17 protein-coding genes and 2 pseudogenes are annotated in these 23,032 nt (G+C 70.0%); 6 read left to right on the forward strand and 13 right to left on the reverse strand.

All coding sequences use genetic code 11. From position 1 onward, the window contains the following. From AB0F77_RS40360 to AB0F77_RS40405, 10 genes and pseudogenes are all read right to left on the reverse strand, one after another. Positions 1–3,290: pseudogene (locus AB0F77_RS40360) on the reverse strand (hypothetical protein); the annotation flags it as partial. 301 nt (positions 3,291–3,591) lie between these two features. After that, the gene (locus AB0F77_RS40365) at positions 3,592–3,891 is read right to left on the reverse strand and encodes a hypothetical protein (RefSeq protein WP_361958862.1); all 300 of its coding nucleotides are present in this window, start codon (positions 3,889–3,891) and stop codon (positions 3,592–3,594) included. A gap of 418 nt (positions 3,892–4,309) precedes the next feature. Then, entirely contained in the window at positions 4,310–4,909 is a 600-nt protein-coding gene (locus AB0F77_RS40370; protein ID WP_358079651.1) for a bifunctional DNA primase/polymerase, read from the reverse strand. Positions 4,910–5,711: 802 nt separating this feature from the next. Next, entirely contained in the window at positions 5,712–5,945 is a 234-nt protein-coding gene (locus AB0F77_RS40375; RefSeq protein ID WP_358079655.1) for a hypothetical protein, read from the reverse strand. Beyond that, positions 5,945–6,304, reverse strand: a complete 360-nt coding sequence (locus tag AB0F77_RS40380; RefSeq protein WP_358079657.1) for a hypothetical protein — start codon at positions 6,302–6,304, stop codon at positions 5,945–5,947. Before AB0F77_RS40380 ends, AB0F77_RS40375 begins: the two co-directional genes overlap by 1 nt. A gap of 9 nt (positions 6,305–6,313) precedes the next feature. Next, positions 6,314–7,267: a hypothetical protein gene (locus AB0F77_RS40385; protein WP_358079659.1), complete on the reverse strand. Its 954-nt coding sequence runs from the start codon at positions 7,265–7,267 to the stop codon at positions 6,314–6,316. A 573-nt stretch (positions 7,268–7,840) separates the two neighbouring features. Further along, complete coding sequence (locus tag AB0F77_RS40390; protein ID WP_358079661.1) at positions 7,841–8,425, reverse strand: hypothetical protein; 585 nt, start codon at positions 8,423–8,425, stop codon at positions 7,841–7,843. A 600-nt stretch (positions 8,426–9,025) separates the two neighbouring features. Next, positions 9,026–9,244 carry a hypothetical protein gene (locus tag AB0F77_RS40395; RefSeq protein ID WP_358079663.1) on the reverse strand — a complete coding sequence of 73 codons (219 nt, stop codon included), beginning with the start codon at positions 9,242–9,244 and terminating at the stop codon, positions 9,026–9,028. Beyond that, entirely contained in the window at positions 9,241–9,741 is a 501-nt protein-coding gene (locus tag AB0F77_RS40400) for a hypothetical protein (RefSeq protein WP_358079665.1), read from the reverse strand. Before AB0F77_RS40400 ends, AB0F77_RS40395 begins: the two co-directional genes overlap by 4 nt. Before the next feature lie 84 nt (positions 9,742–9,825). Then, positions 9,826–11,445 (reverse strand): recombinase family protein, encoded by a 1,620-nt coding sequence (locus AB0F77_RS40405; protein WP_358079667.1) that lies wholly within the window; start codon positions 11,443–11,445, stop codon positions 9,826–9,828. 23 nt (positions 11,446–11,468) lie between these two features. On the opposite strand from AB0F77_RS40405, the pseudogene AB0F77_RS40410 reads away from it, so the two are divergent. From AB0F77_RS40410 to AB0F77_RS40425, 4 genes and pseudogenes are all read left to right on the forward strand, one after another. Then, positions 11,469–12,362: pseudogene (locus AB0F77_RS40410) on the forward strand (alkaline phosphatase D family protein); the annotation flags it as partial. A gap of 165 nt (positions 12,363–12,527) precedes the next feature. After that, complete coding sequence (locus tag AB0F77_RS40415; RefSeq protein WP_361958869.1) at positions 12,528–13,946, forward strand: SWIM zinc finger family protein; 1,419 nt, start codon at positions 12,528–12,530, stop codon at positions 13,944–13,946. After that, positions 13,943–16,609 (forward strand): DUF6493 family protein, encoded by a 2,667-nt coding sequence (locus tag AB0F77_RS40420; RefSeq protein WP_361958872.1) that lies wholly within the window; start codon positions 13,943–13,945, stop codon positions 16,607–16,609. Before AB0F77_RS40415 ends, AB0F77_RS40420 begins: the two co-directional genes overlap by 4 nt. Before the next feature lie 148 nt (positions 16,610–16,757). Beyond that, positions 16,758–18,173, forward strand: coding sequence for a GNAT family N-acetyltransferase (locus tag AB0F77_RS40425; RefSeq protein WP_361958875.1), 1,416 nt, complete (start codon positions 16,758–16,760; stop codon positions 18,171–18,173). A 97-nt stretch (positions 18,174–18,270) separates the two neighbouring features. On the opposite strand, the gene AB0F77_RS40430 is transcribed toward AB0F77_RS40425, so the two are convergent. Next, the gene (locus AB0F77_RS40430) at positions 18,271–19,503 is read right to left on the reverse strand and encodes an aminotransferase class I/II-fold pyridoxal phosphate-dependent enzyme (protein WP_361958878.1); all 1,233 of its coding nucleotides are present in this window, start codon (positions 19,501–19,503) and stop codon (positions 18,271–18,273) included. A gap of 59 nt (positions 19,504–19,562) precedes the next feature. Between AB0F77_RS40430 and AB0F77_RS40435 the strand changes: the two genes are divergently transcribed. Both AB0F77_RS40435 and AB0F77_RS40440 read left to right on the forward strand, forming a co-directional pair. Beyond that, a complete protein-coding gene (locus AB0F77_RS40435; protein WP_361958881.1) occupies positions 19,563–20,066 on the forward strand; it encodes an Lrp/AsnC family transcriptional regulator in 504 nt (167 codons plus the stop codon). A gap of 32 nt (positions 20,067–20,098) precedes the next feature. Beyond that, the gene (locus tag AB0F77_RS40440) at positions 20,099–21,787 is read left to right on the forward strand and encodes a DUF885 domain-containing protein (protein WP_361958884.1); all 1,689 of its coding nucleotides are present in this window, start codon (positions 20,099–20,101) and stop codon (positions 21,785–21,787) included. A gap of 54 nt (positions 21,788–21,841) precedes the next feature. Here AB0F77_RS40440 and AB0F77_RS40445 read toward each other — a convergent pair whose 3' ends face one another. Both AB0F77_RS40445 and AB0F77_RS40450 read right to left on the reverse strand, forming a co-directional pair. Continuing rightward, positions 21,842–22,357, reverse strand: a complete 516-nt coding sequence (locus AB0F77_RS40445) for an immunity 21 family protein (protein WP_361958887.1) — start codon at positions 22,355–22,357, stop codon at positions 21,842–21,844. 78 nt (positions 22,358–22,435) lie between these two features. Further along, complete coding sequence (locus tag AB0F77_RS40450; RefSeq protein ID WP_361958890.1) at positions 22,436–22,909, reverse strand: rhodanese-like domain-containing protein; 474 nt, start codon at positions 22,907–22,909, stop codon at positions 22,436–22,438. Between the last annotated feature and the right edge of the window lie 123 nt (positions 22,910–23,032).

The raw sequence follows: 23,032 nt of genomic DNA on the forward strand, positions 1-23,032 counted from the left end.
GCGGACCACGTCGACGGAATCGTCTGTGTCAGGCCCTGCGACGGGTGACCGGCCTTCGCGTTGGAGTCCCATCGGTTGATGGCCCGCGGGTTCCAGCCACTCTCACGCGTGATCAGCGTGTTCATGCCGGCGAGCCACTGCGCCACGGTGCCAGGGGGCGGCACGTGAGCGGCTGCCATGGCTGCACGGATGATCGACGCCCGGTTGCCCGTCGGGATAGCCCCGCCGATGTCGCCTCCACCCGAGAAGGTGACTGCTTCGGTGAGCTTGCCCTTGAGGGAGTCGACTAGCTTCGCCGGATACATGGCCAGGGTCCGGGCCATGTCGGACCCACTGAGATTCCTCGTGACACCGTCCAGGATGGGCTTCACCAGGCGCGTCCACGCCTTCGAAGGGTCGGCAAGGAGGCTTGCTCCCGCCTCGGCCCAGTCGACGCCCTTTGAGACTGCGCCGGAAATCTTCCCCGCTGTCCAGTCGAATGCATTGCCCAGAGCGCCGACGATTCCGCCTCCGGCGAACTTAGGCAGGGCACCATTCCGGTTGATGTAATCCATCGTCCCGACGCCCAGTTTCGCCACACTGTCCCGACGGACGATGTACTCCCCGCCCATGGCGAGCAGTGGCACGCTGTCAACGCCAGGGGTGCCGCCAGTAATCGGCCCGCCCCGGGCGAATTTCTTCGGCGCCTGGAGGAGCTTCGGAGCATTCGGAAGAGGATCGAGGCCGACGTACTTGGACACCTTGTCCCACAGAGCCTTGAGGCCGCGCGTGTACGATGCGTCGATGAGCCAATTCACGGGAGCGATGGCGATACGCGCGACGTCGTCCCATGACGATTTGATCCGCCTCTTTGCGTCGGAGAAGGAATCTGCGACGAGATCCACGCCGTCGCGAATATTCTTGAACACTGGCTTCAGGGTGTGATCATACAGCCATTCCGCCACGTCCCCGATATCTTCCAAGTGGGGTTTGATGGCCTTTTCGTACAGCCACTTGAAGGCGCCGCCGACGTCCTTGACGATTCCCATGACCAAGTCGAACTGCTTTTTCACTATGTTCTTCCACCACCAGACGATCAAAGCGCCGATGAAGCCGAACACAGGTGAGAAAATGCCGCTCCAGAGCCACATTACGGCGTCGGCCAGGCCACGGAAAATGGCCACAACGAAATCTATGTGGGGCTTTATGATCTTCTGCCAGAGCCAGACTACGACCCCACCGAACCATGTGAAGAAGGGTTCGAGGACGTTCGACCACGCCCACGACGTGGCGTCGGTTATCCACCGCCAAGCGGTCTGGATTGCGTTTCGGAACCCGTCGAACTTGTTCCACGCATAGACCACAAGCGCGACGAGCGCGAGAATCGCTAGCCCGATCAACACCAGTGGATTGGCGCTCATCACGAGGTTGAGCGCTACTTGTGCGAGGGTCCACAGCTTTACGGCGGTAATGATTCCGTACAGTAGGAGGATGAACCAGGGTGCCTTATCGGCGACGATCCCGATTCCCTCTGCCACGCCCCCGATGAGCTTAAGGAGCGGCCCCGAGAGTGGGCTTAGGGCTGATCCGACGCTGAGCACCGCGCCCGCAATCTTCCCGATGGTGTCGGCGATTATCGGTCCGTGCTCGTCGGCGTACTTCAGGAAGCCTTCGAATTCCGGGCTCCCTTGGAGGTTCTTCCCCCAGTTCGCGAACTTCCCCGACGACCGGACCATTCGGTCCGCTATATCGTCTATGGATGGGAGGAACGCGTCGACGACTCCAGCCGCACCAGCGATGACATTGCCGAAGGTCTTGCCGAACCCGACGACGGCCGGCGTCACGGACTTGTCGATATCCCGTCTGAAGCGGGACCAGAAGGGCTCTTTGACCTCCCGGGACGCAGCGTCCTGGAGTTCTTCGACGCCATCCACGGCCCCCCGCACAAGGGGCGTCAGCCCCGGGAGCGCGCTCTTTGCGGCGTTCACGCTCCGCGTGAACAGCGGGACGACGTCGGGAGCCAGGGATGCGGCCCAGTTCTTGAAGGCGGCCGTGATGCCCTTCGGGCCTGCAATGGAGTCGAAGAGGGCTCTTTGCTCGGGAGTGAGCTTCGCGAGTGCCTTCCTGTACTCGTCGGCCTTGCTGACTGCCTGCGTCGTAGTGTCGACGCTCGACAGCCGCGCTGCCTGAACGCCGCGCTCAGCCGACGCAATGGACTCCGCAGCCTGAACCTGAGACTCGCGCGCCTTCTGCTCTGCGTCGGCAACGGCCCGCGTCTGGTCGGCCACACGGCGGTTCGCGTCGGACAGCCTGTCCTTCGCCTGCTTGACGACGTCGGTCCCGTCGACGCCGGCCTTCCGGGCATCCGCCTCCTGCTTCTTCAGGTCGGCGACGGACTTCCGCTGCTCCTTGGCGTTCTGAACGGCTTGGTCGTATGCAAGCTGCGCACGCTGAACCTGGAGGTCGGTTGCCTTGCCGACCGACGCGTCCGACCGGGCCTGGTTGAGTTCTTGCTGTGCTTCCTGCACTCGCAGGGTGGCGTCCCGCTCGGAGAGCGCGCCGTCAATCAGCTTGTCCTGCAAGTCGGCGAGTTGCTGTGTGGCGTCCCGTCGCGCCTGCGTCAGGTCCAACTCCGCGTCCCGTGCGGCACGCTTGGCGTCGGACAGGGCACGCTCGGAGTCCTGTACCTGACGGTTCGCTGCCGCTACGGAGCTTGCTGCCTGCCGGTGAGCGGAGGACAGGGAGGCTTGCGCGTTGGCCAGCGTCAGGGCCTGTTGCGCGGCCTTGACGGAGGAAGCCGCGGAGTTGTCCGTCGCAGTAGCCGACTGCTTCTCCGCTGCGGACTTCGCCTGAATTGCTGCTGTCACGCTCTTTATGGCAGGGACAGCCGCTAGCGCCAGTGCGCCGACCCCTGCGCCGGCAGCAACAGCAGCGGAAGCAATTGCGCCGATGCCTGCGGCTGCCACGGGAACCACGGGAATTGCAGCGACACCGCCAAGGGCAATGCCGAGAAATCGAAGGGCTGCCATGGCTTTACTGGTGTCGACGTCGACGCGGATATTGACGTCATCACGATCGGTGGCGTTTATCTGCCGTTGAACCTCTGCCAACGCAGCACGCGCAACGGCAGTGTCCGTCTGGACTTGGATACTCGGATTCGATGCAGCCAAACGCGCCAAACGGGCGTCAAGGTCACTGATCTCCGCAAGCGCTGCACCGGCATCGAGGTCAATCCCCAGAGTTCTTCCGGAGAGCGCCTGAATCCTCGAACGCAAACGATCGATGTCAGCGTTGATGCCTGTGTCACCCAAGCGAACATTGGCCCTTGGCAGCGCGCGGAACGCCACCTCCAATTGCCGCTGAATGGCACGGCCCATAGCCCCGCCGGCCTGCTCCCCTTCACGGGTTGCGGCCACTCGCGCACGTCGCCCACCTGTGACGACAGCGTCAGGGATATCCACGGTGAGGTGACGCGAGATGGCGTCACCCATCCTCCTACCGGCTTCCTCGCCCACTCTGTCAGCGGCCGGCAGTACGACGGTCTTCAGCTTGTCGTGGAATGCAGGAGCGATAGGGACTACGTCGACGGCAGCGGTACCAACAATGTCTATATCAGCCGGCATCGTTCACCGCCGTTGGGTCCACCAAAACGGGCGTTGGCGTGGTGAAGAACGTCATGTCGTCCGCGTGATCCCTTAGGCCCAGGAGTTCGGCTATGAGATGCAGCCGGTGCGCGGCGCGTTCCGTCTCCGGGGAGTCGTCACAACGAGCGACATGGATAGCCTGTGCCAGCCATGCCCGGCACGCCTCGCTACAGAATTCAGAAACCTCCAGCGCGCCCGAATCCGTCAGCGCCGGCAGCGGCGCGAATTGACAGTCAGGGCGGAGGCACCGAATTGAATCTTCGGTCATATGGAATTCCAAACAGAGAGGCCCTTGCGCGTCCGCAAGGGCCTGGAGAGTGGTCTATGTGGTTGTGGTGCTCGTCGACGTCAGGCGGCGCTCCTGACGTCCGGGAAGATGCCCGGTATGAGCTCCCTCGGATTCGTACGCGCGTCGAGGAGTTCCGATAGGCGCAGGAGCTCAGCGGCTTCCGCGACGTCCCTGTCCCGTGACGCTGCACGCGCTCTCTCGGTCCACTTGAAGCACGCCGCTGAGCACCACTGGGAAAGCCGCGGAGCCTGGCCTAGCTTCGGCCGGCGCATACCACGCTCGAAGTTGCAGCCTTTTCGCCGGCAGGGGTGAGCGGTGTGGGGTTCCATGGATTCCTCCTGAAATGCAAGTAGCCCCGGGAGGACTCCTCCGGGGCTCTGCGGAAGTTGTGGTGTGCCTACGCCGTCAGATCGGCCACAAGTGCGCTTAGGTCTGTGAGTGTCGACGGGACGCCCTGGAAGCGCTCACCCGTCATTGCGATGTACCGTCCGTCGCCGTACACCTCAACGGCGTAGCCGCCCGCACGTCGGATACGGCGTCCGTGGCGGACGGTCGCATAGCCGAACACATGCAGGCCCTCGCCGGAGGGCGACACCTCTGTGTACGTGGATCCTGCCTGTCGCAGGATCTCCGCGGCCCACGGCTTGGGGTTACCGTCGGCGCACAAGGCGTGGTCGAGATCGAGGCACACAATCCCGTCACCGTTGAGGACGAATCCCAGACCAACGCCGGCCGTCGAAGCGGCGGCGTCCTTGTGCGTACTCCAGGTCCGCGGGTCCGTCGAGGAGGCCAGCATGCCGTCGACCGTCAGCGGGACCTTCGCCGCGGAGCGACGCACCCACCTGTCGCGGGTCGTCAGCTCCAGCGGGATGACCCGCCGCTTCTCGGCACGGTGGAGCGCAACTCGGCATCGACCGGAGCATGTCCGCGCGTCCGCTCGCGCAGTGATGGGCATGTCGCCCCCACAGTGCGCGCACGCTCGCTCGGTTCTCATCATGACTCCAGTATAGATGCGGCGTGTAACACTTACAAGCCTCTGACCTGCGGAATCAATATCTGCCAGAACAGCCGGCGAGTAACACTTAGCGGCCAGGCAGGCGCTCAGATACCCCCTAGGAAGCCCTGTGCGGCCGTCTCCCGGCCTCTCAGCCGCAGGGGTCTAGCCGTTACATTTCAGATCCCCAGACCCGTACAGACAGCGAGGCCCAGCACCTTGTCGGTCGACCTATCCGCCCCGGAGGGGGTCACCCCCCTGGTGCACGTCCTGCTAGGCTGCTGGCGCTGAGACCGGCACGGTCAATGCCGCCACCCAGGGTGACCAAACTGGGACGGCCCCACGACAGGGGTCTTCGCATCGGGTCCTCAACGTGGACGCGAGTGCGGACACACGACCTCTTCCGTGTGCGGGCTTCGTAAGGCGACACCTTCAACGGGTTGTCGCGACGCAATCGACCCTGCTTCATGGTCTCCTCGTAGGGACCTCAACGACATGCACCGCAACGGTGCAGCGCGCTCGAAGCCCGGCGCGTACCGACAGGACATCTGTCGTCGTTGGGGTTGCACACGCCTCCTCCACGCGACAGGTACACACCGTTGCTTAGGAGTACGTGTCGTGTGGTCCGTGCTGGGCGAACTAGCCCTAGCTGCGCCGTGGTTGCTCGGCTTGCTGCTGTTCGCAATCTTCCTGATCGTCCTCGTGTCCCTGCCGCTCAGCTTGCGGGGATCAGACGCCAGCGACAGGCCCGAGATCATTCGGGCCCTTGCCGACTTCTGGAGGTTCTGGCGCAGGTGACTCGACGTCAGCCCTGCCCGATGGCCGACACATGGTCCAGCCGCACCGTGTGCACCTTCGTGGACACGGTGATCTGGAGGAAGTCGGGGTACACGATGCCGCCCGGCGGGAAGGTCGGCGTCGCTGTCGTGTACGCCAGCGTCCCCGTGAGGGTCTGGCCCCCGATCAGGTTGACGACCGCTGTCTGACCGTTCAGCGCCACGGCGTGGCTCCTGATGGCGTATTCAGTGCTCGGGGTCATCAGTTGTTCTCCACGCTGTAGGTGTTGGTAGCGAACGGATTACGTCCGTCCGTCGGGGCGGGGCGTCGCTCGTCGTCGGGGCTGCCGTGGCGCTGGCGGTACAGGTCCGCGCCGGCCGCGACGCTTCCCGCGGTGTGCCCGGAGACGTCGACTCCACGGTCACCGCCGGAGCGGATCGCAGGAGCGACGAGGCCAAGCTCCGCGGCGAATGCCTGCGCGTCGGCTTCGAGCTCATCGGCGGAAAATCCCTGAAGCCTGGCGCTCTGCTCCGGCGTCAGGCCCACGGCAAGGCCCGCGCGTAGCTGGGCGAGCTCGGTCCGAGCCTGTGCGAGCGCGTGCTCAGTGGTGAGGTCACTCATGGTTCTTCCTTAGAAGTAGGAGCGCGCGGGGGCCTCGTCGGCAACCGTGGCGTTGGGCTTGGGGGCGGCCGGCGTGGGTCCCGCGTAGTCCAGTTGCGGCGTCTGGGAGTGCGGGTAGATCTCGGCAGGACGTCCGGGGCGCTCTGGACGCACGCGAGGCTCGTAGTAGTCCGCGGGCTGCCCACTGTCGTTGAGTGAGATGGGTGTCGTCAGGACTGCGACGTCACCCGCCAACTCGTCCTCAGATCCAGGAACATAGGCGTCATCACGCGACGCGAGCCACCGCAGGTACTCCTGCGTGACCCTCTTGGAGACATCGCGCAGGACCCTCCGGACGCCTTCGGGAGCCTCGTCGGGGCTGAGCGTGCGCACGTGTCCGAAGCCCGCACGCAGCCACTCGCGACCCCGCCAGTCACCGCCGTGCGCAGGTGTGCCGGGCACCTGCGGACCCCGAAGGAGCGCCCACTGAGCCGCACGCAGGTTGCTCACGTCGTCGACGAGGGTCCGCAGCCGGCTCCACGCCGCTACGACGTCCGCTCCCGCCTCGATGGCAGCTTCCGCAGTGCTGACGTCGCCGACGATCCCGAAGGCGCTCCTAGCGTCGCTCAGCAGCGCCTCCAGGCGCGTCCCGAGGTACGTCAGGGCGTCTTCCGTGTGCCTGTCCACGGCGTCGTACACCGCGAACTCCGCCCGCCTGACGGCAATCTGCCGCGCCTGTCGGTCGACGAGGACGGCGTCCGCGTCGTCGTACGCCTTCGCAGCACGCTTACCGATATCCTTCGGCCACGCGACGCCGGAGAGGAAGTCCTCTGCGGCCTTCGTAATGACTGCCTCCCGCGCGGCGTCGGGAGATTCTGCGTGGGGTGCTTCTGCCAGGAGCTCCTTCGCGGCGTCCAGGCGATTATCCGCGGCCTCAATCTCCGGCACGGCTCGTCGAGCGGCAGCAAGTTCGGGGTTACTCATTCAGTCCTCCGTGTCAGGAAATGACAAAGACCCCTGCCGTTCGGCAAGGGCCCTGAAGTGAGCCGCTCTCGCGGCATATCTGGCTCGCATCTGACGCCGCACGTGGTCGGCGTTCTGTGCGTAAGTCTCCCGGCGTCTAGCTCTCCAGCACTGAAGACAATGAGGGCGCGTGCCGCCGCGTCCCATGGGGTCGCCGGGGAAGTGGTTCAGATCGTTGGGCAGGGTCTCGTAACACGTCATGCAGGTGCGTGTCTCCCTGCCCGGCACATCGAGCATGCGCATCGGCTCTCCGTCCGTTGGGTCATCGACCTATCGACCGAATTCGGGGAAAAAGGAAGGACTCCCGCCCGCGGAGTAGCGGCGTGGAGCAACACGACCCAGAGGAGGAAAGCCGGTGCTCAACACGCTCCCTGCGGAACACGGACGGGAGTCCTTCAGCGTGACGCCGGAGGAGAGTGGACGTCACGCGGATCGCGGACCTTCAACGGCTATTGCGGGGCCGGAGATACCGCGACGCGACGAGGAGGGGGAGCCTGAGAACTCCCCCTCCACTAGTACGTGTAACCCGTGACATCAGGCCGCTTCGTCGCCCCGCTGCCGGCGCTTGCGCTCACGCGCACGGTCCCGCTCCCACGCAGCCGCGCACACGTCGCTGCACGTCTTCCGCCAACGGCGCCTCTGGTCCCCGGGACGGCGCTGTTCGAACTCCGCGGCGCACTGAACACACGGACCACGCCAGACCTTCAGAGCGCCGACGACAGTTACGGTGCCGCCCTCCACTGGCCACGTCGCACGGGGCTCTGCCTCCGCCTGACGAGCGGCCCACGCCGCAGCTATCTCCGGGTCCACCCGAACCGTGACCGCACCGACAACGGGCGGCTCTATGTCCATCGCACGGCCCGCCGACCGTCGACGAGGACGCTCCGGGTCGTCGGCGTCATACATGCCGTCGTGCCAGGCGTCCCAGTGTCGTTCCCCGAACTCCTCTGGACTCTCGTCGTCGTAGGGGTCGTGTCCCTCAAGCCCGCGCCACGGCGCCGGACGGCCAGGGCTGACGTACGCCCCGCTCTCCTCCAGCTCCGCCACGAAAGCATCCGCCTCCAGGTCTTCGTACGAGCGCCGGGTAGGACGTCGAGCCGACCCGCTGAAGTCGTTCATCTCAGTTCCCCATTCGTCGGTGAGCCGCGAAGCGGCTGACACATGTGTTATGGGGCGCCCGGCATCGGATGCTCGGGAGCAGAGATCAACTACTCTGTGTAACAACTGCGGGTTTCAATGGCTCACCAGCCGCAACCTGCGGGAAGCCCTCAGCGGGCCCGTGAGCGTTTCCAGGCTCCCTGGTCACCCAGGAGCCGAGATAGGACGCCAGAAGGGCACACAGGCCCCTTCTCGGGCGTCCTCCTCCGCACGCCTCCCCATCGACGTCCGTCAGCCTCCCCGTCGGGCGGGGCTCTCGACGTCCTCCAGGGCGGTTCGACACCAAAGTGCCAAACTTTTGGGTGTTTTCCATTCCCTCTAACACGCGTTAAGGAGAGTTAGAAGTAGGGGTCAAGTTTGGCACTTTGGATAAAAGTGCTGGTCAGAGCGTCGCGGAGGAGGGTCGGATTCGACGTGACGAGCGGCGACGCAAAGGCCCCGTACTCCACATATCCGGCAAAAGCCACGGAATGTTTCCCTCCGATTCCGAGCATGCCGTCCCGGACGCAACGGAGCCCCGCGCCGACCGGAGTCAGTGCGGGGCATCCCCGTTACAATGCGTTACTTCGCTTTCGCCTCCTCCGCGGCCATCTTGCGACGCAGGTAGCCGACGTTCCACGCCAGGTCTTCCGGGGCCTCGTCGAGGGCTCCGCGGATGGTGGTCAGCGCCCACAGTGCACGGTCGGCAATGCGCCGGTTGTAGACGTCGCCGTCCGGCACCGTCAGGGCCTCGTACACGGCCTCAAGTAGAGCGCGGAGGTCGCGCGCTTCGGCGCTCATGCGGCAGCGCCCAGGGGGAGGACGCGGGAAGTACCGCGCATCCCGTCGAGGCACCCGGCGTGGACCGGGACCCACGTCGAACCGTCCTCGACGATCTCCAGGTCTTCCATGTCGTTCCACTCACCGCACCACGCGCACCCGGACTCTTCGCGGCACTCGCTGCACCAGACCTCTCCGTCCTCGTCGACGAAGGGCCGCGTGTGGCGCAGGACGAGGCCGCACGGGCACTCGGTCACCTCCGCAAGCGGCTCGTGAACGTCCATGCCCGCCGCGAGGGCTTCACCGAGAAGCACGAGGGTGGACGCGTCCCGGAGCGACGTAACGTCGCCCGTGAGGTAGAGGGCGCTGTAGTCGGTGACAGTGTGGTCCGCGTCCGTCGCCCACACAGCCGGCCGACCCAGTTCGACGGCAACGCTGTGGGCGAGAGCGCGGAGGGACTTGACGTCCGCGGCGGTGGCAACGGGTCCGATGCAAAGAACTCGGGCGGTGGCGTACATTGGTCTCTCCTCATTCCAGTGAGTGAGGTAGAGAGCCCCGTGATCTGTCCAGGATGCTGCGGGGCTCTCCACTTGTTTCGTGGTCTAGGCGTGCGGCTGAGCTGTGATCCAACGGGGGGCGACGCGCTCCCATACGGGCGTCCTGTCGCCTCGATGCTTGGCCGGCAAGGCTCGTAGTCTCTCCACTGTCAGCGCCAGTAGGAGCCGCCTCGTGGCCAGGTCGGCGGAGTCCCATGCCTCCGCCAATTCCTCCGGTTCCAGAAGCGGTGTCAGGTCGGCGTCATGCGAAAGATCTTCGATCTCTGCTCGGAGGGACGCTAGCTGTCCGTCCAACGCCGCTTTCAGCGTCTGGTAGCGGCGTTCCCCGTCGTCCCCGGGGAACGCCCCGGTGACGTAGTAGGCCGTATCCAACTTGTCTCGACGATCGGCGATACCTTCAATGGCTGCCTTGGCTTCCTGGAGGCGTAGCCGACGTGACGGATCCTGGTGTCCGTACCACTCGCGTGCAATTTTCATCAGGACGTCAACGTCGTATGGGTCATCCGGATCCAGCGCTGTTACCCAGGATTGCCACTTATGGGTGACCGCCTCGTCAGCGTCCGCGGAGTCGATATACATACCTCGGCACGCTTCCGGTCCGCTCTCGGAGCGGCGAAGGCACCGATATTGTTTGCCGCTACGCACCATGGGGCCTTCACAGCGTCCGCACTTGAGGATGCCAGTCAGGAGCGATTGTGCCTGGCGGGATCCCCGGCGCTTCCCGGCTGTGCCCGCGTTCGTGAACCCTGGCGTGAGTTCCCGCGTACGCGACTTCAGGACGGCAATGATTCGGAGCCGCTCCTCCGGCGTCACCACGCCCTCACCGACCCTCACAGGGGTGCCGTCAAGTCCGAGAACGATATCCCCTGTCACCCGCCAATACTCGCGCCCGGTGACAGGGTCCTCCACACGCTCCTTCCGGTGCATGAGCCCCGCCGTCCCCGGGGTACGCGCCCACGCAGCAACGGTAGTCGCCCGCCACCTCTTCCCACGTCGAGTGAGGTTCCCCTCCGTGGTCATCCACATGGCGACGCTGACGGCCGATTCGCCGGCAAGGAGGCGATCCGCCATCTCCCGGGCGATCGGGTATTCGTCCGGGTGGCGGATGAGTTGCGCCGCACGACGACGGGAGTCGTCGGGGTAGAGACGCTGAGACTTCAGTCCGTAGGGTGCCGGTCCGCCTGGCCAGTGCCCAAGGGGTCGGTGCGCCTCCTTGCCGATGCGCGTGCGTACCCCGATGTTTATTGCCTCGGAGCGGGCTTGCTCTGCCGCCACGGCGAAGATGATGCGATGGTTCGGGTTGCGGGAGTCCAGCCCGTCTACGTGTGCCCGGAGAGCTGCGCCGATCCGCTCGAAGTCGTCGAGGACGATGCCGACATGGCCCATCCCCCGTCGGCTCAGTCGGTCCAGCTTGTACACCCAGAGAGCCCCCGTCTCACGGGCAAGCACTGCGGCAATGGCGGCGTCGAACTCTTCACGCTTGACTCCGCGCTTCGACGCGCTGACCTCCTCTCGCCACACCTTACGGACGGTTTTGCCCTCTGCTTCAATCGCTTTGCGAAGAACATCCTCGTGGGCGTCCAGCGTCGCCTTGTCGTCCATCAGCGTGGAGCGCCGAAGGAAGATATCGGCTAGCCCCGACGGGTCCGCCGTCGTCGTTGTCATGTGTAGAACCGTAGTTGAACAGACTCGTGGACGACAATCTGCGGCGGTTCAACGCGCAGGTGCCCTCGATCATCCAGTGGGACGACCACGAGGTGCGCAACAACTGGTACCCGGGCGAGGTCGTCGCCGACTCGGACGCCCGCTACACCGAGAAGGACGTGGACGTGCTCGCGGCGCGCGCCCGGCGGGCGTTCGGCGAGTACTTCCCCCTCTCCACGCTGCGGCCCGGCGCGAAGGAGCGCCGCGTCCAGCGCGTCCTGCACCAGGGCCCGCTGCTCGACGTGTTCGTCCTGGACATGCGGACGTACCGCAACGCCAACTCGCCCGACGACCAGCGGACCGACCCGCAGGGCATCCTCGGGCGCGAGCAGCTGGAATGGCTCAAGCGGGAGCTCGCGCGCTCGCGCGCCGTGTGGAAGGTGATCGCCGCCGACATGCCGCTCGGCCTGGTCGTGCCGGACACCACCGAGGGCCGGCCGAACATCGAGGCGGTGGCGCAGGGCGATCCGGGCGCGCCGCTCGGCCGTGAGCTCCAGATCGCCGAGCTGCTGCGGTTCGTCAAGCACCGGAGGATCACCGGCACGGTGTGGCTGACCGCCGACGTGCACCACACCTCGGCCCAGCACTACCAGCCGTCGCGGGCCGCGTTCACCGACTTCGAGCCGTTCTGGGAGTTCGTCTCCGGCCCGCTGAACGCCGGTGCCTTCCCGGCCAGCGCGCTCGACGGCACGTTCGGTCCCGAGCGGGTGTTCGTGAAGGCGCCGACCGCCTCCAACGTCTCGCCCGCCGAGGGCTACCAGTTCTTCGGCGAGGTCGACATCGACGGCGACAGCGGGGAACTGACGGTCCGTCTGCGGGAGCAGGACGGCGGCGTGCTGTTCACCAAGACCCTCCGGCCCGGCCGGGTCGGCCAGTAGGCGCGGCGGGAGCGGACGGGCCGTCCGCTCCCGTACCCTGGGCCTCGTGCCGCGCACCGGCGTCATCCCCCGGTGCGCGGCGTCGGCTGTTGTGCCGGCGGCCTGCCGTGAGCAACGTCTTCGCAGGTCAGGGCGATTGTCAGTGGTCGCCTCTACGGTTTTTCCATGACGCGAACCCTCCAGGCCGTGGCCTATCGGCGACCCTCAGCGCTGGAGTCCGCAGCGGGCGGACACCAGCTCGGACTCGAGACCTCCCGGGGTGCGACACCCACGGGCGTCGAGGACCATCCGCGGTTCTTCGCGGGCTTCCTGACGGCCCCTCAGGTGGCGGCGGCCGGGCTGCTCGCGGTCGCGGACGTGGCGGCGGCGCGGTACCACCAGCCGCAGCTGCGTGCCTCGCTGGACCCGGTGGTGACGGGCAACGGCGACCGGCTGCGCTTCGAGTCGTTCTCCGGCTGCGGCGGGGTGTACGCGCGTCTTGACGTCCTGGGACCGGGCCTGGACGGCGGGGAGGTGGGGCACGGCACGACGAACGTCGACGTCAACAACCCGCTGCGTGAGGCCCTTTCACGGATCGGCGGGGGCGATCCGCTCCATCTGCGGGTCGGTCCGGAGGAGTTGGCGGTCACGACGCTGGACGGGCCGGTGGTGGAGAAGAAGGTGCCGCTGCCCGACCGGTGGCTGCGCGGTTTCGCGGAGGCCCAGGTCGTCGCGGCCGGGTTCGATCTGCGGGCCGAGCTGCCCGCGGACGAGGCGGTGCGGTTCCTGCGCTCCCTGCCCCGGTCGGGCGGGGGACAGCGGGGCGCGGGCGGGCCGCGCTGGGTGGTGCCGGCGGGCCGGGGGCTGCGGCCGACGACACGGGCGGTGCCGGGCGCGGTGTGTCTGCCGGGACCGGAGCGGCTGGCCGCGCTCCAGCGGGTGCTGCGGCACGCGAGCGCCCTGCGCGTGTACGGCCCCGCGGTCACCGCCGCCCGGGACACGTCCGGCGGGACGGCCGCGGCCTGGGAGGTGGTCCTGCCCGGCATGCGGCTGACGCTGACGCTGTCGCCCGACGCCTCGCGCGGCTTCTCCGGCGAGGGCGGTGTCCTGGAGGCGCTGTCGACCGACGAGGCGGCCGGGGACGCGGAGTTGATCGCGGTCCTGCTGGCGTGGGAGCCGCGGGTGGACGTGGCCGACCTCGCGGCGGCCTCGGGCCTGACCCCGGAGCGGGTGCGGGCGGCGCTGATCCGCCTCGGCACGTCGGGACGCGTGGGGTACGACACGGCGGAGGCGGCCTACTTCCACCGGGAGCTGCCCTACGACGCCGCAGGTGTGGAGCGGCACAATCCCCGGCTGGGTTCGGCCCGTGCGCTGGTGGAGGCGGGCGCCGTGCGGCTGGAGGGCCCGATGGGGACGGTGACCGCGCAGGACGGTCATGTGCACCGGGTGCGGGACGACGGCACGGCGCTGAGCTGCAGCTGTCTGTGGTGGGCGCGTTACCGGGGCGGGCGCGGGCCGTGCAAGCACGCGCTGGCGGTGCGGATGGTGCGCAGGGGCTCGGCCGTGGGGGCCGAGCCGGCGGGGATCGACGGGGGTGCGCGATGAGCGAACTGATGGAGGCGGTACGGGCGGGGCGCACGGACTCGGCGCTGCGGCTGGTGGCGGCGCTGCCGGACGGCGAACGGCGGGCGTTCCTGCCGGAGTTGCGGGAGCTGCGCAAGGAGATGCGGTCGGGCCGCTGGGACGAGTACCGCCGGGTCGGGCCCGCGCTGCACGCGGTCGGGGCGGCCTGCCACACGGGGGCCGCGGCCGCCGCCGGCTGGCTGGCGGCGTCGGATCTGCGCTGGCGGCAGGCGTCCCCCGCGGCACTGCTGCGGGCGGTGGAGGGGCGGGACGCCGGCTGGCTGGCCGACGTGGCGCACCGGCTGGCCGCGCGGCCGGTGTCGGCGGACGTGCCCTTCGAGCTGATGTCGGGCCTGGTGCGCCGCGCGGGGTGCGCGGTCCCGGTGACGGACGCCTATGTCGTCGGCTGGATGCGGCATGTCAGGGCGCCGTGGGGGCGTGACTCCTCCGTGCTGGACGGGCTGCGCGGGGAGCCGGATCTCGCCCCGCTCGTGGCGGGGCTGTTCGAGTTGACGGACCTCGGCGAGGTCCGCTGGCTGTTCGGCTCGGGTCCGGGGTCGTGGCAGAACGCCCTGGTCCAGCTCACGCGGGAGGGCGCGCTCGACCGGGGGACCGTGCTCGACGCCTGTGTGGCCCGGCTGGTGCGGGGCGGCGGCCCGAGCGACCACCGGGTGTTCCTGCCCCTGCTGGAACTGCTCGACCTCACCCACGCGGAGCGCGTGGCGCACATCGCCGACTGGGCCGCCCTGGCCCGTGACGCAGCCTCGCCCGTCGCCGCGCACGCCCAGTCGGTGCTGGCCGGCCTGGCCCTGGACGGGGACCTGACACCGCGCCGGCTCGCCGAGGTGTCCGACGGTGTCCTGTTCCGTCCCGAGAAGAAGCTGGTGCGCGCCCAGTTGGTGCTGCTGGGCAAGGTGCTGGTCCGTGACCGTTCCGCCGCCCCCGAGCTGCTGCCCGCCGTGGGCCGGGCGTTCGGGCACGAGGACGGCCAGATGCAGGAGCGGGCGGTGAAGCTGCTGGAGCGGCACGCGAAGCACCTCGCCCCCGACGACGCGGCCCGTGACGAACTCGCCTTCGCCGTGGAGCAGTTGGGCCCGGCATTGCGCTCCCGCGCGGGAAGCGCCCTGGGCATCCAGGTGACGGAGGCGGACCTCGGGGTCGAGGAGGAGGTGCTGCCGCCCGCCCCGGAGCCCGCCCGGCTGGCCCAGGCGCCACGCTCATCTGCCGAACTCGCCGAGGAGACGGGGGCGTTGCTGGCCTCGGGCGGTGACGTCGCCGTGTTCGAGCGGGTGCTCGACGGTCTGGTGCGCCAGGCCCACCGGGACGTACCGGCCCTGCTGGAGGCGCTCGCCCCGGTGGTCGAGCGCCGCTGGTGGGCGAGCGAGGCCGGCGGGACGTACACGGAGAGGTACTTCGACGGCGCCCACCACGATCTCCACGGCACCGAGGACGCCGTGGACCTGCTGCTGGCGACGCTCCGCGGCCGGGTGCGGACGTCCACGCTGCACGCGTCGGTGACGCGGCACGCGCCGATCGGGCAGGCGTGTGCGCACCGGGGACTGGCCGCGGCCTTCGACGCCCGGATCAGGGAGGTGGCCCACCGGCTGCGCACCGATCCGCTGCCCCTGCTGCTCTCCACACCCACGTGGAGCACCGGGCTGCTGGAGCCGGGCGAGCTGGTGGACCGGCTCGACGTCTACCGGCGGCTGGGCACCCGGGTGTCGCGGGCCGACTTCGCGCAGGCGCTGCTGCGGGTGCGGCGGGACGACCGTCCGGCGGCGCTCGCCGCGGCGGAGCGGGCGGACGCCCTGGGCACCCGGGAGGGTGAGCGGCTCGCGGGGTGGCTGCGTGCCGGGGAGCCCGCCCCGCCGTCGGCGGCACGGTCGGTGGTGGGGACGCGGCTGGTCGTGGAGTTCGGTGAGGTCCCGGACCTCCAGGAGGACTTCCTCGCCGACTTCGCGCGGCTGGGCCGGCCGGTGGGGGCCCTCGCCGGGAGCCGCCCCTGCGGGCACTGGAGCCATGCGCTGTGGCAGCACTGGCTGGCCGTGCTCCCGGACCGGCGTGAGCTGGTCGCCGTGCGGCTGCTGTTCGACCTGGCGCGGGCGGCCGAGGACGACGGCAGGGGCGCGGTCGGGGTGCTGCCGCAGCTCGCCGAGTCCGGTGGGGCGGCGGGCGAGTGCGTGCATCTGTGCCTGGGGTACGGGCTGGGCGCCCGGCACGCGGAGGACCGGCTCGCCGCGGTGGACGCGCTGCTGGTGCTCGCCGCGCGCGGACAGCTCGACCCGGCGCGGCTAGGGGCGGACCTCGGGCAGTTGGTCCGGCGCGGGGCGGTCAAGCCGGTGCGGCTGGCCGAGTCCGTGCGCACGGCGGCCGCGACGGGAGCACACACGACGGTGTGGGAACTGCTCAGACACACGCTGCCGGTGCTGCTCGCCGACCTCGCGACCGGGGGCCCGGCCGTCTCTCCCCCTGCGGCGCGGGGACTCGGGGACCTGCTGGCGGTGGCCGCGGACTGCGCCGAGCGGTCCGGGGCGCGCGGGGAGCTGCCGCACCTGTCCTCGGCCGCCGGGCGGCGGGGCTCGTCACGGCTGGTGACCGAGGCCCGGCGGCTGCGGGAGGCGCTGGCCGAGCCGGTCGCCGCGTGAGCCGGCGGTCGCGTTTTCCGTCAGGATCCGGGCGGTAAGCGGGAGATAAAGAACTACAAAAGGTGCAGAAGCGCGCTTTACCCATCAGTCACAGAGCGTTCGTGATCACGCAACACCGTTCCTTCACAGTGGCTGTATGACTCGAGACATGTCTGATGTGACCCGGGCGAGAAACGGACGTCCCGTGCACCACTGGCGGCGGGACGTCGTGGAACTGGCGGCGCTGTTCACGGCCGTCGCGGTGGCGGACGCGGTCGCCAACGTGATCGGCCACGGGCCCGACGGCCCGGCGCTGCTGATGCTCTCGGCGGCGGTGCTGGTGGCGACGGCGGGGTTCCACATCTGGTGGGCACGGCGCCACGGGCACGCACCGCCCGCGGGTGATACCAGTGCCCGGCCGCCCGCCGACGCGGGCCGGGCCGGGCTGTCCGAGGAGACCGCGGCGGCGCCCGGGCCCGCGGCCGGGGCGAGCACGCTGTGGCGGATGCGGACGACGGTGAAGGACGAGCCCGGCTCGCTCGCCGCGCTGTGCACCGCGCTCGCCGGCCGGCGGGTGGACATCCTGAGCCTCCAGACCCACCCCCTGGCCGACGGCACGGTGGACGAGTTCCTGTTGCGGGCCCCGGCCGCTCTGACGGCGTCGGAGCTGACCCGGGCGGTGGCGCTGGCCGGCGGTGCGAGCACCTGGACCGAGCGGGCCGACGCGCACGACCTGGTGGACGCCCCGACGCGCATCCTGGGCCTGGCGGCGCGCACGGCGGTGGACACGGCGGAACTCCCGCTGGCGCTGCGCCAGTTGCTGGGGCGCTGCACGATCCGTTCGCTGCCCGCCTCTACGATCGGCGACGGGCAGGGCCCCGACGCGGTGCCGGCGGACGGCGCGCTGGAGGACACCGTGATGCGGCTGCGGGCGCCCGAGGGTGGGGTGATCAGCGTGGAGCGGCCGTATCTGCCGTTCACGCCGACCGAGTTCGCGCGGGCGCGGGCCCTGGTCGAGCTCGACACGCGGCTCGGTCCGCGCATCCCGCACAGCGAGGACGTGCTGACGCTGTCCGAGGGCGACGCGATCGCCGTGCGGCGGGCCGACACGCACGACGTGGCGGCGGCGAAGGCGATGCACGAGCGGTGCTCGGCGCGCACGCTCGGGATGCGCTACCACGGGCCGGTCGGCGACGCGGACCGCTATCTGAACCATCTGCTGAGCCCGCGCTTCGGGCGGACGTTGGCCGTGCAGTCGGCGTCGGGACGGATCGTGGGCCTCGGGCACCTGCTGTGGGACGGCGACGAGACCGAGGTCGCGCTGCTCGTCGAGGACGAGTGGCAGCGGCGGGGCATCGGCGGTGAGCTGCTGCGCCGGCTGGTGGCGATGGCCGTGGAGGCGGGCTGCGAGAGCGTGTACGCGGTGACGCAGGCGTCCAACACGGGCATGGTCGCGGCGATGCGTGGCCTGGACCTCCCGCTGGACTACCAGATCGAGGAGGGCACCCTGGTCATCACGGCCCGGCTGGACGCGACGCCGGTGACCTCCCGCCTCCCGTACGACAACGCGCCCCACCACGACTGACCGACCGGCGGACGGCAGCGAACGGCCCGGCGGAATCCCGCCGGGCCGTTCGCCGTGCGAGGGGCGAGCCCCCTGCCCGAGTCCCGCCCCCGCACGCTCACCCCACCGCGGCCCGCGCCTGCCCCGGCGACGCCGTCCCGGTCCCCTCCGGGGCGCCCAACGCCCGGTCCAGGTCCGCCCACAGGTCCGCCACGTCCTCCAGGCCCACCGACAGGCGCAGCAGCCGGTCGCCGACCCCCGAGCCGTGGCGGTCCGTCTCGTCGACGATGCGGTGGCTGATGGACGCCGGGTGCTGGATCAGGGTGTCGACGCTGCCCAGGCTGACGGCCGGGGTGATCAGCCGGACCCGGGAGATCACCTCGTGCGGGTCGCCGCGCACCTCGAAGGCGATCATCGCGCCGCCGAGCCGCGGATAGCGGACCTCGGCGACCCGCGGGTCCGCGGCGAGCCTGCGGGCCAGTTCGGCGGCGTTCGCGGAGGCCGCCCGGACCCGCACGGGCAGCGTGGACAGGCCCCGCAGCAGCAGATAGCCGGCGAGCGGGTGCAGCACACCGCCCGTGGCGAACCGGATCTGCCGCAGCTGCCGCGCGAACTCCTCGTCGCAGGCCACCACGCCGGCCAGCACGTCCCCGTGTCCGCCCAGGTACTTGGTCGCGCTGTGCAGCACGATCCGCGCGCCGTCCTCGGCGGGGCGTTGCAGCACGGGTGTGGCGAACGTGTTGTCGACGAGCAGCGGCACGGACCCGCACGCGTGGGCGACGGCCCGCAGGTCGAGTTCGGCGAGCGTCGGGTTGGCCGGGGTCTCCACGATCACCAGCCCGGTGTCGGGCCGCAGCGCGTCCCTGATCCCCGCGGGGTCGGTCCAGGTCACCTCCGTGCCGAGCAGCCCGGCGGTCAGCAGGTGGTCGCTGGAGCCGTACAGGGGCCGTACGGCGACGACGTGCCGCAGGCCCGCCGCCGACCGGGCCAGCAGCACCGCGGTGAGCGCGGCCATGCCGCTGGCGAACGCGACCGCCGACTCCGTGCGCTCCAGCCGGGCGAGGGCCGTCTCGAACCGGGCGACGGTCGGGTTGCCCACCCGGCCGTAGACGGGCGGTCCGTCGGGCACCGCGCCGGTCGCGGCGAACGCGTCGACGCGGGTGGCCTCGCCCCGGCTGTCGTAGGAGGGATAGGTGGTGGACAGGTCGATCGGCGCGGCGTGCAGGCCCTGCCGGGCGAGGTCCTCGCGGCCGGCGTGCACGGCCTCGGTGGCGAGGGCGTGCGCGGGGGCGTGGTCGTCGCCGGGACGGGAGCCGGGCGACCCGGTGCTCGCTGAATCCTTGGAGTCCATGACCGTAGGGTGAACATCGAACGGGATGTACGGGACGAGGTCCGTGTTACGTTCGGGGTATGGCCGAATCCGTCGTACTGGATCCGGTGGATCTGCACCTGCTGCGGCTGTTGCAGAACGACGCCCGGACCACCTACCGCGACCTCGCCGCCCAGGTGGGGGTCGCGCCGTCGACCTGTCTGGACCGGGTGACGCGGCTGCGCCGCTCCGGAGTGATCCTCGGGCACCAGCTGCGCCTCGACCCGGCCAAGCTGGGCCGGGGCCTGGAGGCACTGCTGTCCGTCCAGGTCAGGCCGCACCGCAGGGAGTTGGTCGGGCCGTTCGTCGAACGGATCCGCGCGCTGCCCGAGTCACGGACGGTGTTCCACCTCACCGGCCCCGACGACTACCTCGTGCACGTCGCCGTGGCCGACATGGCGGACCTCCAGCGCCTGGTCCTCGACGAGTTCACGTCCCGTCGCGAAGTCGCCCGGGTGGAGACCCGGTTGATCTTCCAGCAGTGGGACTGCGGGCCCCTGCTGCCCCCGGCCACGCCCACAGCTGAATCGGGAGTGCGCGGATGACGCGGGCCGGTCCGCCGTATGAGGATGGCCGCATGTCTGAGACCAAGAGCCCGCTGCCCCGCGAAGTCGCCGACGCGTACGTCGACGAGCTCATCGCCCTCGATCCGGTCGTCGGCACCTACCTGGGTGTGAAGGAGAGTTCGAGCCGGTTGCCCGACTTCTCGCCCGCCGGTGAGGAGGCCAGGGCCGAGCTGGCCCGGACCACGCTCGCCCGGCTCGACGAGGCGGAGCGGCGACCGGGTGCGGACAGCGACGTGGAGCGGCGCTGCGCCCGGCTGCTGCGGGAGCGGCTGACCGCCCAGCTCGCCGTGCACGAGGCCGACGAGGCGCTGCGCGCGGTCGGCAACATGCACACGCCCGGGCACTCGGTCCGTGACGTGTTCACGGTGACGCCGACGCGGACGGAGGAGGACTGGGCGGCGATCGCCGAGCGGCTGCGCGCGGTCCCGGCCGCGCTGGCCGGTTACCGCGCGTCCCTGGCCCTGGGCCTGGACCGCAAGCTCCACGCGGGTCCGCGGCCGACCGCGACCTTCGTCGAGCAGCTCACCGAGTGGGCGGACACGGGTTCGGGCCGCGGCTGGTTCGAGGACTTCGCGTCCGCCGGTCCCGAGGCGCTGCGCGCCGAGCTGGACGAGGCCGCCCGGGGGGCGACCGCGGCCGTGGCGGAGCTGCGGGACTGGATGCGGGACGTGTACGCGCCGGCGGTGGAGGGTTCCCCGAACCCCGTGGGCCGGGAGCGTTATGCCCGCTGGGCGCGCTACTTCAACGGCACCGACCTGGACCTGGACGAGGCGTACGCGTACGGCTGGTCCGAGTTCCACCGGCTGCTCGGCGAGATGCGGCAGGAGGCGGAGAAGGTCCTGCCGGGCGCGGAGACGCCCTGGGTGGCGCTCGCGCACCTCGACGAGCACGGGAAGCACATCGAGGGCGTCGAGGAGGTCCGGGTCTGGCTCCAGTCCCTGATGGACCGGGCGATCGAGGAGCTGGACGGCACGCACTTCGAACTGGCCGAGCGGGTGCGGCGGGTGGAGGCGATGATCGCGCCGCCCGGCGGCGCCGCGGCCCCCTACTACACGGCCCCGTCGGAGGACTTCTCGCGCCCCGGCCGGACCTGGCTGCCGACGATGGGGCAGACCCGGTTCCCGGCGTACGACCTGGTGTCGACCTGGTACCACGAGGGGGTGCCCGGTCATCACCTCCAGCTCGCGCAGTGGGCGCACGTCGCCAAGGACCTCTCCCGCTACCAGGCGACGATCGGCGGGGTGAGCGCCAACGCCGAAGGCTGGGCGCTGTACGCGGAGCGGCTGATGGACGAGCTGGGCTACCTCACGGACCCGGAGCACCGGCTCGGCTATCTGGACGCGCAGATGATGCGGGCGGCCCGGGTGATCGTCGACATCGGCATGCACCTGGAGCTGGAGATCCCGGCGGACTCGCCGTTCCACCCCGGTGAGCGCTGGACCCCGGACCTGGCGCAGGAGTTCTTCGCCGCGCACAGCAGCCGGCCGGCGGACTTCGTGGAGAGCGAGCTGACCCGGTACCTGACCATCCCGGGTCAGGCCATCGGCTACAAGCTCGGGGAGCGGGCCTGGCTGCGGGGCCGGGCCAACGCCCGCGCGCGGCACGGCGCCGCGTTCGACCTCAAGTCCTGGCACATGGCGGCCCTTTCGCAGGGGTCGCTCGGCCTGGACGACCTGGTGGACGAGCTGTCGGCGCTCTGACCCGGCCGGGTGCCGCCCGCGCGTCACCGCGGGCGGGCGGCACCGGCGCGGGTGTCAGTCCGTGAGCCTGCGCAGCTGCACGAGGCCGAGCCAGGTCTCCGGGCCCGGTCGGGCGTAGGCGGCGCGGACGGCGTAGGGGCCGGGTGCCAGCGGGACGCGCACGTGTCCGCCGCGGTCGGCCTCCTCGCCGGGCCAGGCCGAGTCGAACAGGACGACCGGGCCGGGCACGTTCCAGCGGACCTCGCGCTCCCACACGGCCGAGACGAGGGCGGCGGGGACCTCGGCGAGCAGTTCGGCCTCGGAGTTCGCGGCGCTCCAGCGCACGAAGGTGCCGTGGTCGGGGAGGTAGGCGGTGGAGGCGGGTTCGTCACCGAGGACGAGGGCCGCGCTGTCGCCGACGGGAAGCAGTCCGACGTATCCGTCGACCTCGCACGCCCGGTCGTAGTCCGTGGCCATGTCCTCGCCGTCGGCCCCCGCCCAGAACGGCAGGACCGTCTCCGGGACCACCACGAGCGGGCCACCGCCCGACTCCACCCACTCCACCGCGCCTGGTTCCGCGTTTCGCGCCATGGGCAGAACCTACACGCCCCGCGACCTGCCCGGATGCGGGGTTCCCCGCCTCGTCCGGTACGCCCCCGAGTGCCCGGATCAACAGCCGCAGTTTCCCGCCACGGGAGCGGTGAGGGGGTCGGTGTCACGGCTGCGGGTCCCCTGCGCGGTCTCGTAGGGGAAGCCCTCGCGCGCCCAGTACTCGAAGCCGCCGAGCATCTCCTTGACCCGGTGGCCGAGTTCGGCCAGGGCGAGGGCGGCGCGGGTGGCGCCGTTGCAGCCTGGGCCCCAGCAGTACGTCACCACGGGCACGGAGCGGTCGAGCAGTGCCCCGGCCCGCTCGGCGACGTGCGCGGTCGGCAGGTGCAGGGCGCCGGGTACGTGGCCCTGGTCCCAGGCTTCGGTCGAGCGGACGTCGAGGACGACGAAGCCGGGGTCGCCGCCGGCGGCGAGCGCGGCGGCCACGTCGGAGACGTCGGTGCGGAAGGCGAGGTCCGCGCGGAAGTGGGCGGCGGCGACGGCCGGTTCGGCCGGGGCGACGCGCAGGACGGGGTGGTGGGTGCTGCTGGTCATGGCCGGTCCTCCGTGACGGCGCCGGGCACGGGAGGCGCGGCGCGTTTCCATGACCGTGAATCTACGACCCGTACCGACCGTGTTGAAGGCGCCTTCCACTGCGGGCTCTTGCCCGGGCCGTGG

It is taken from the genome of Streptomyces sp. NPDC026672 (genome assembly GCF_040638185.1).
In the GTDB taxonomy this organism is placed as follows: Bacteria; Actinomycetota; Actinomycetes; order Streptomycetales; family Streptomycetaceae; genus Streptomyces.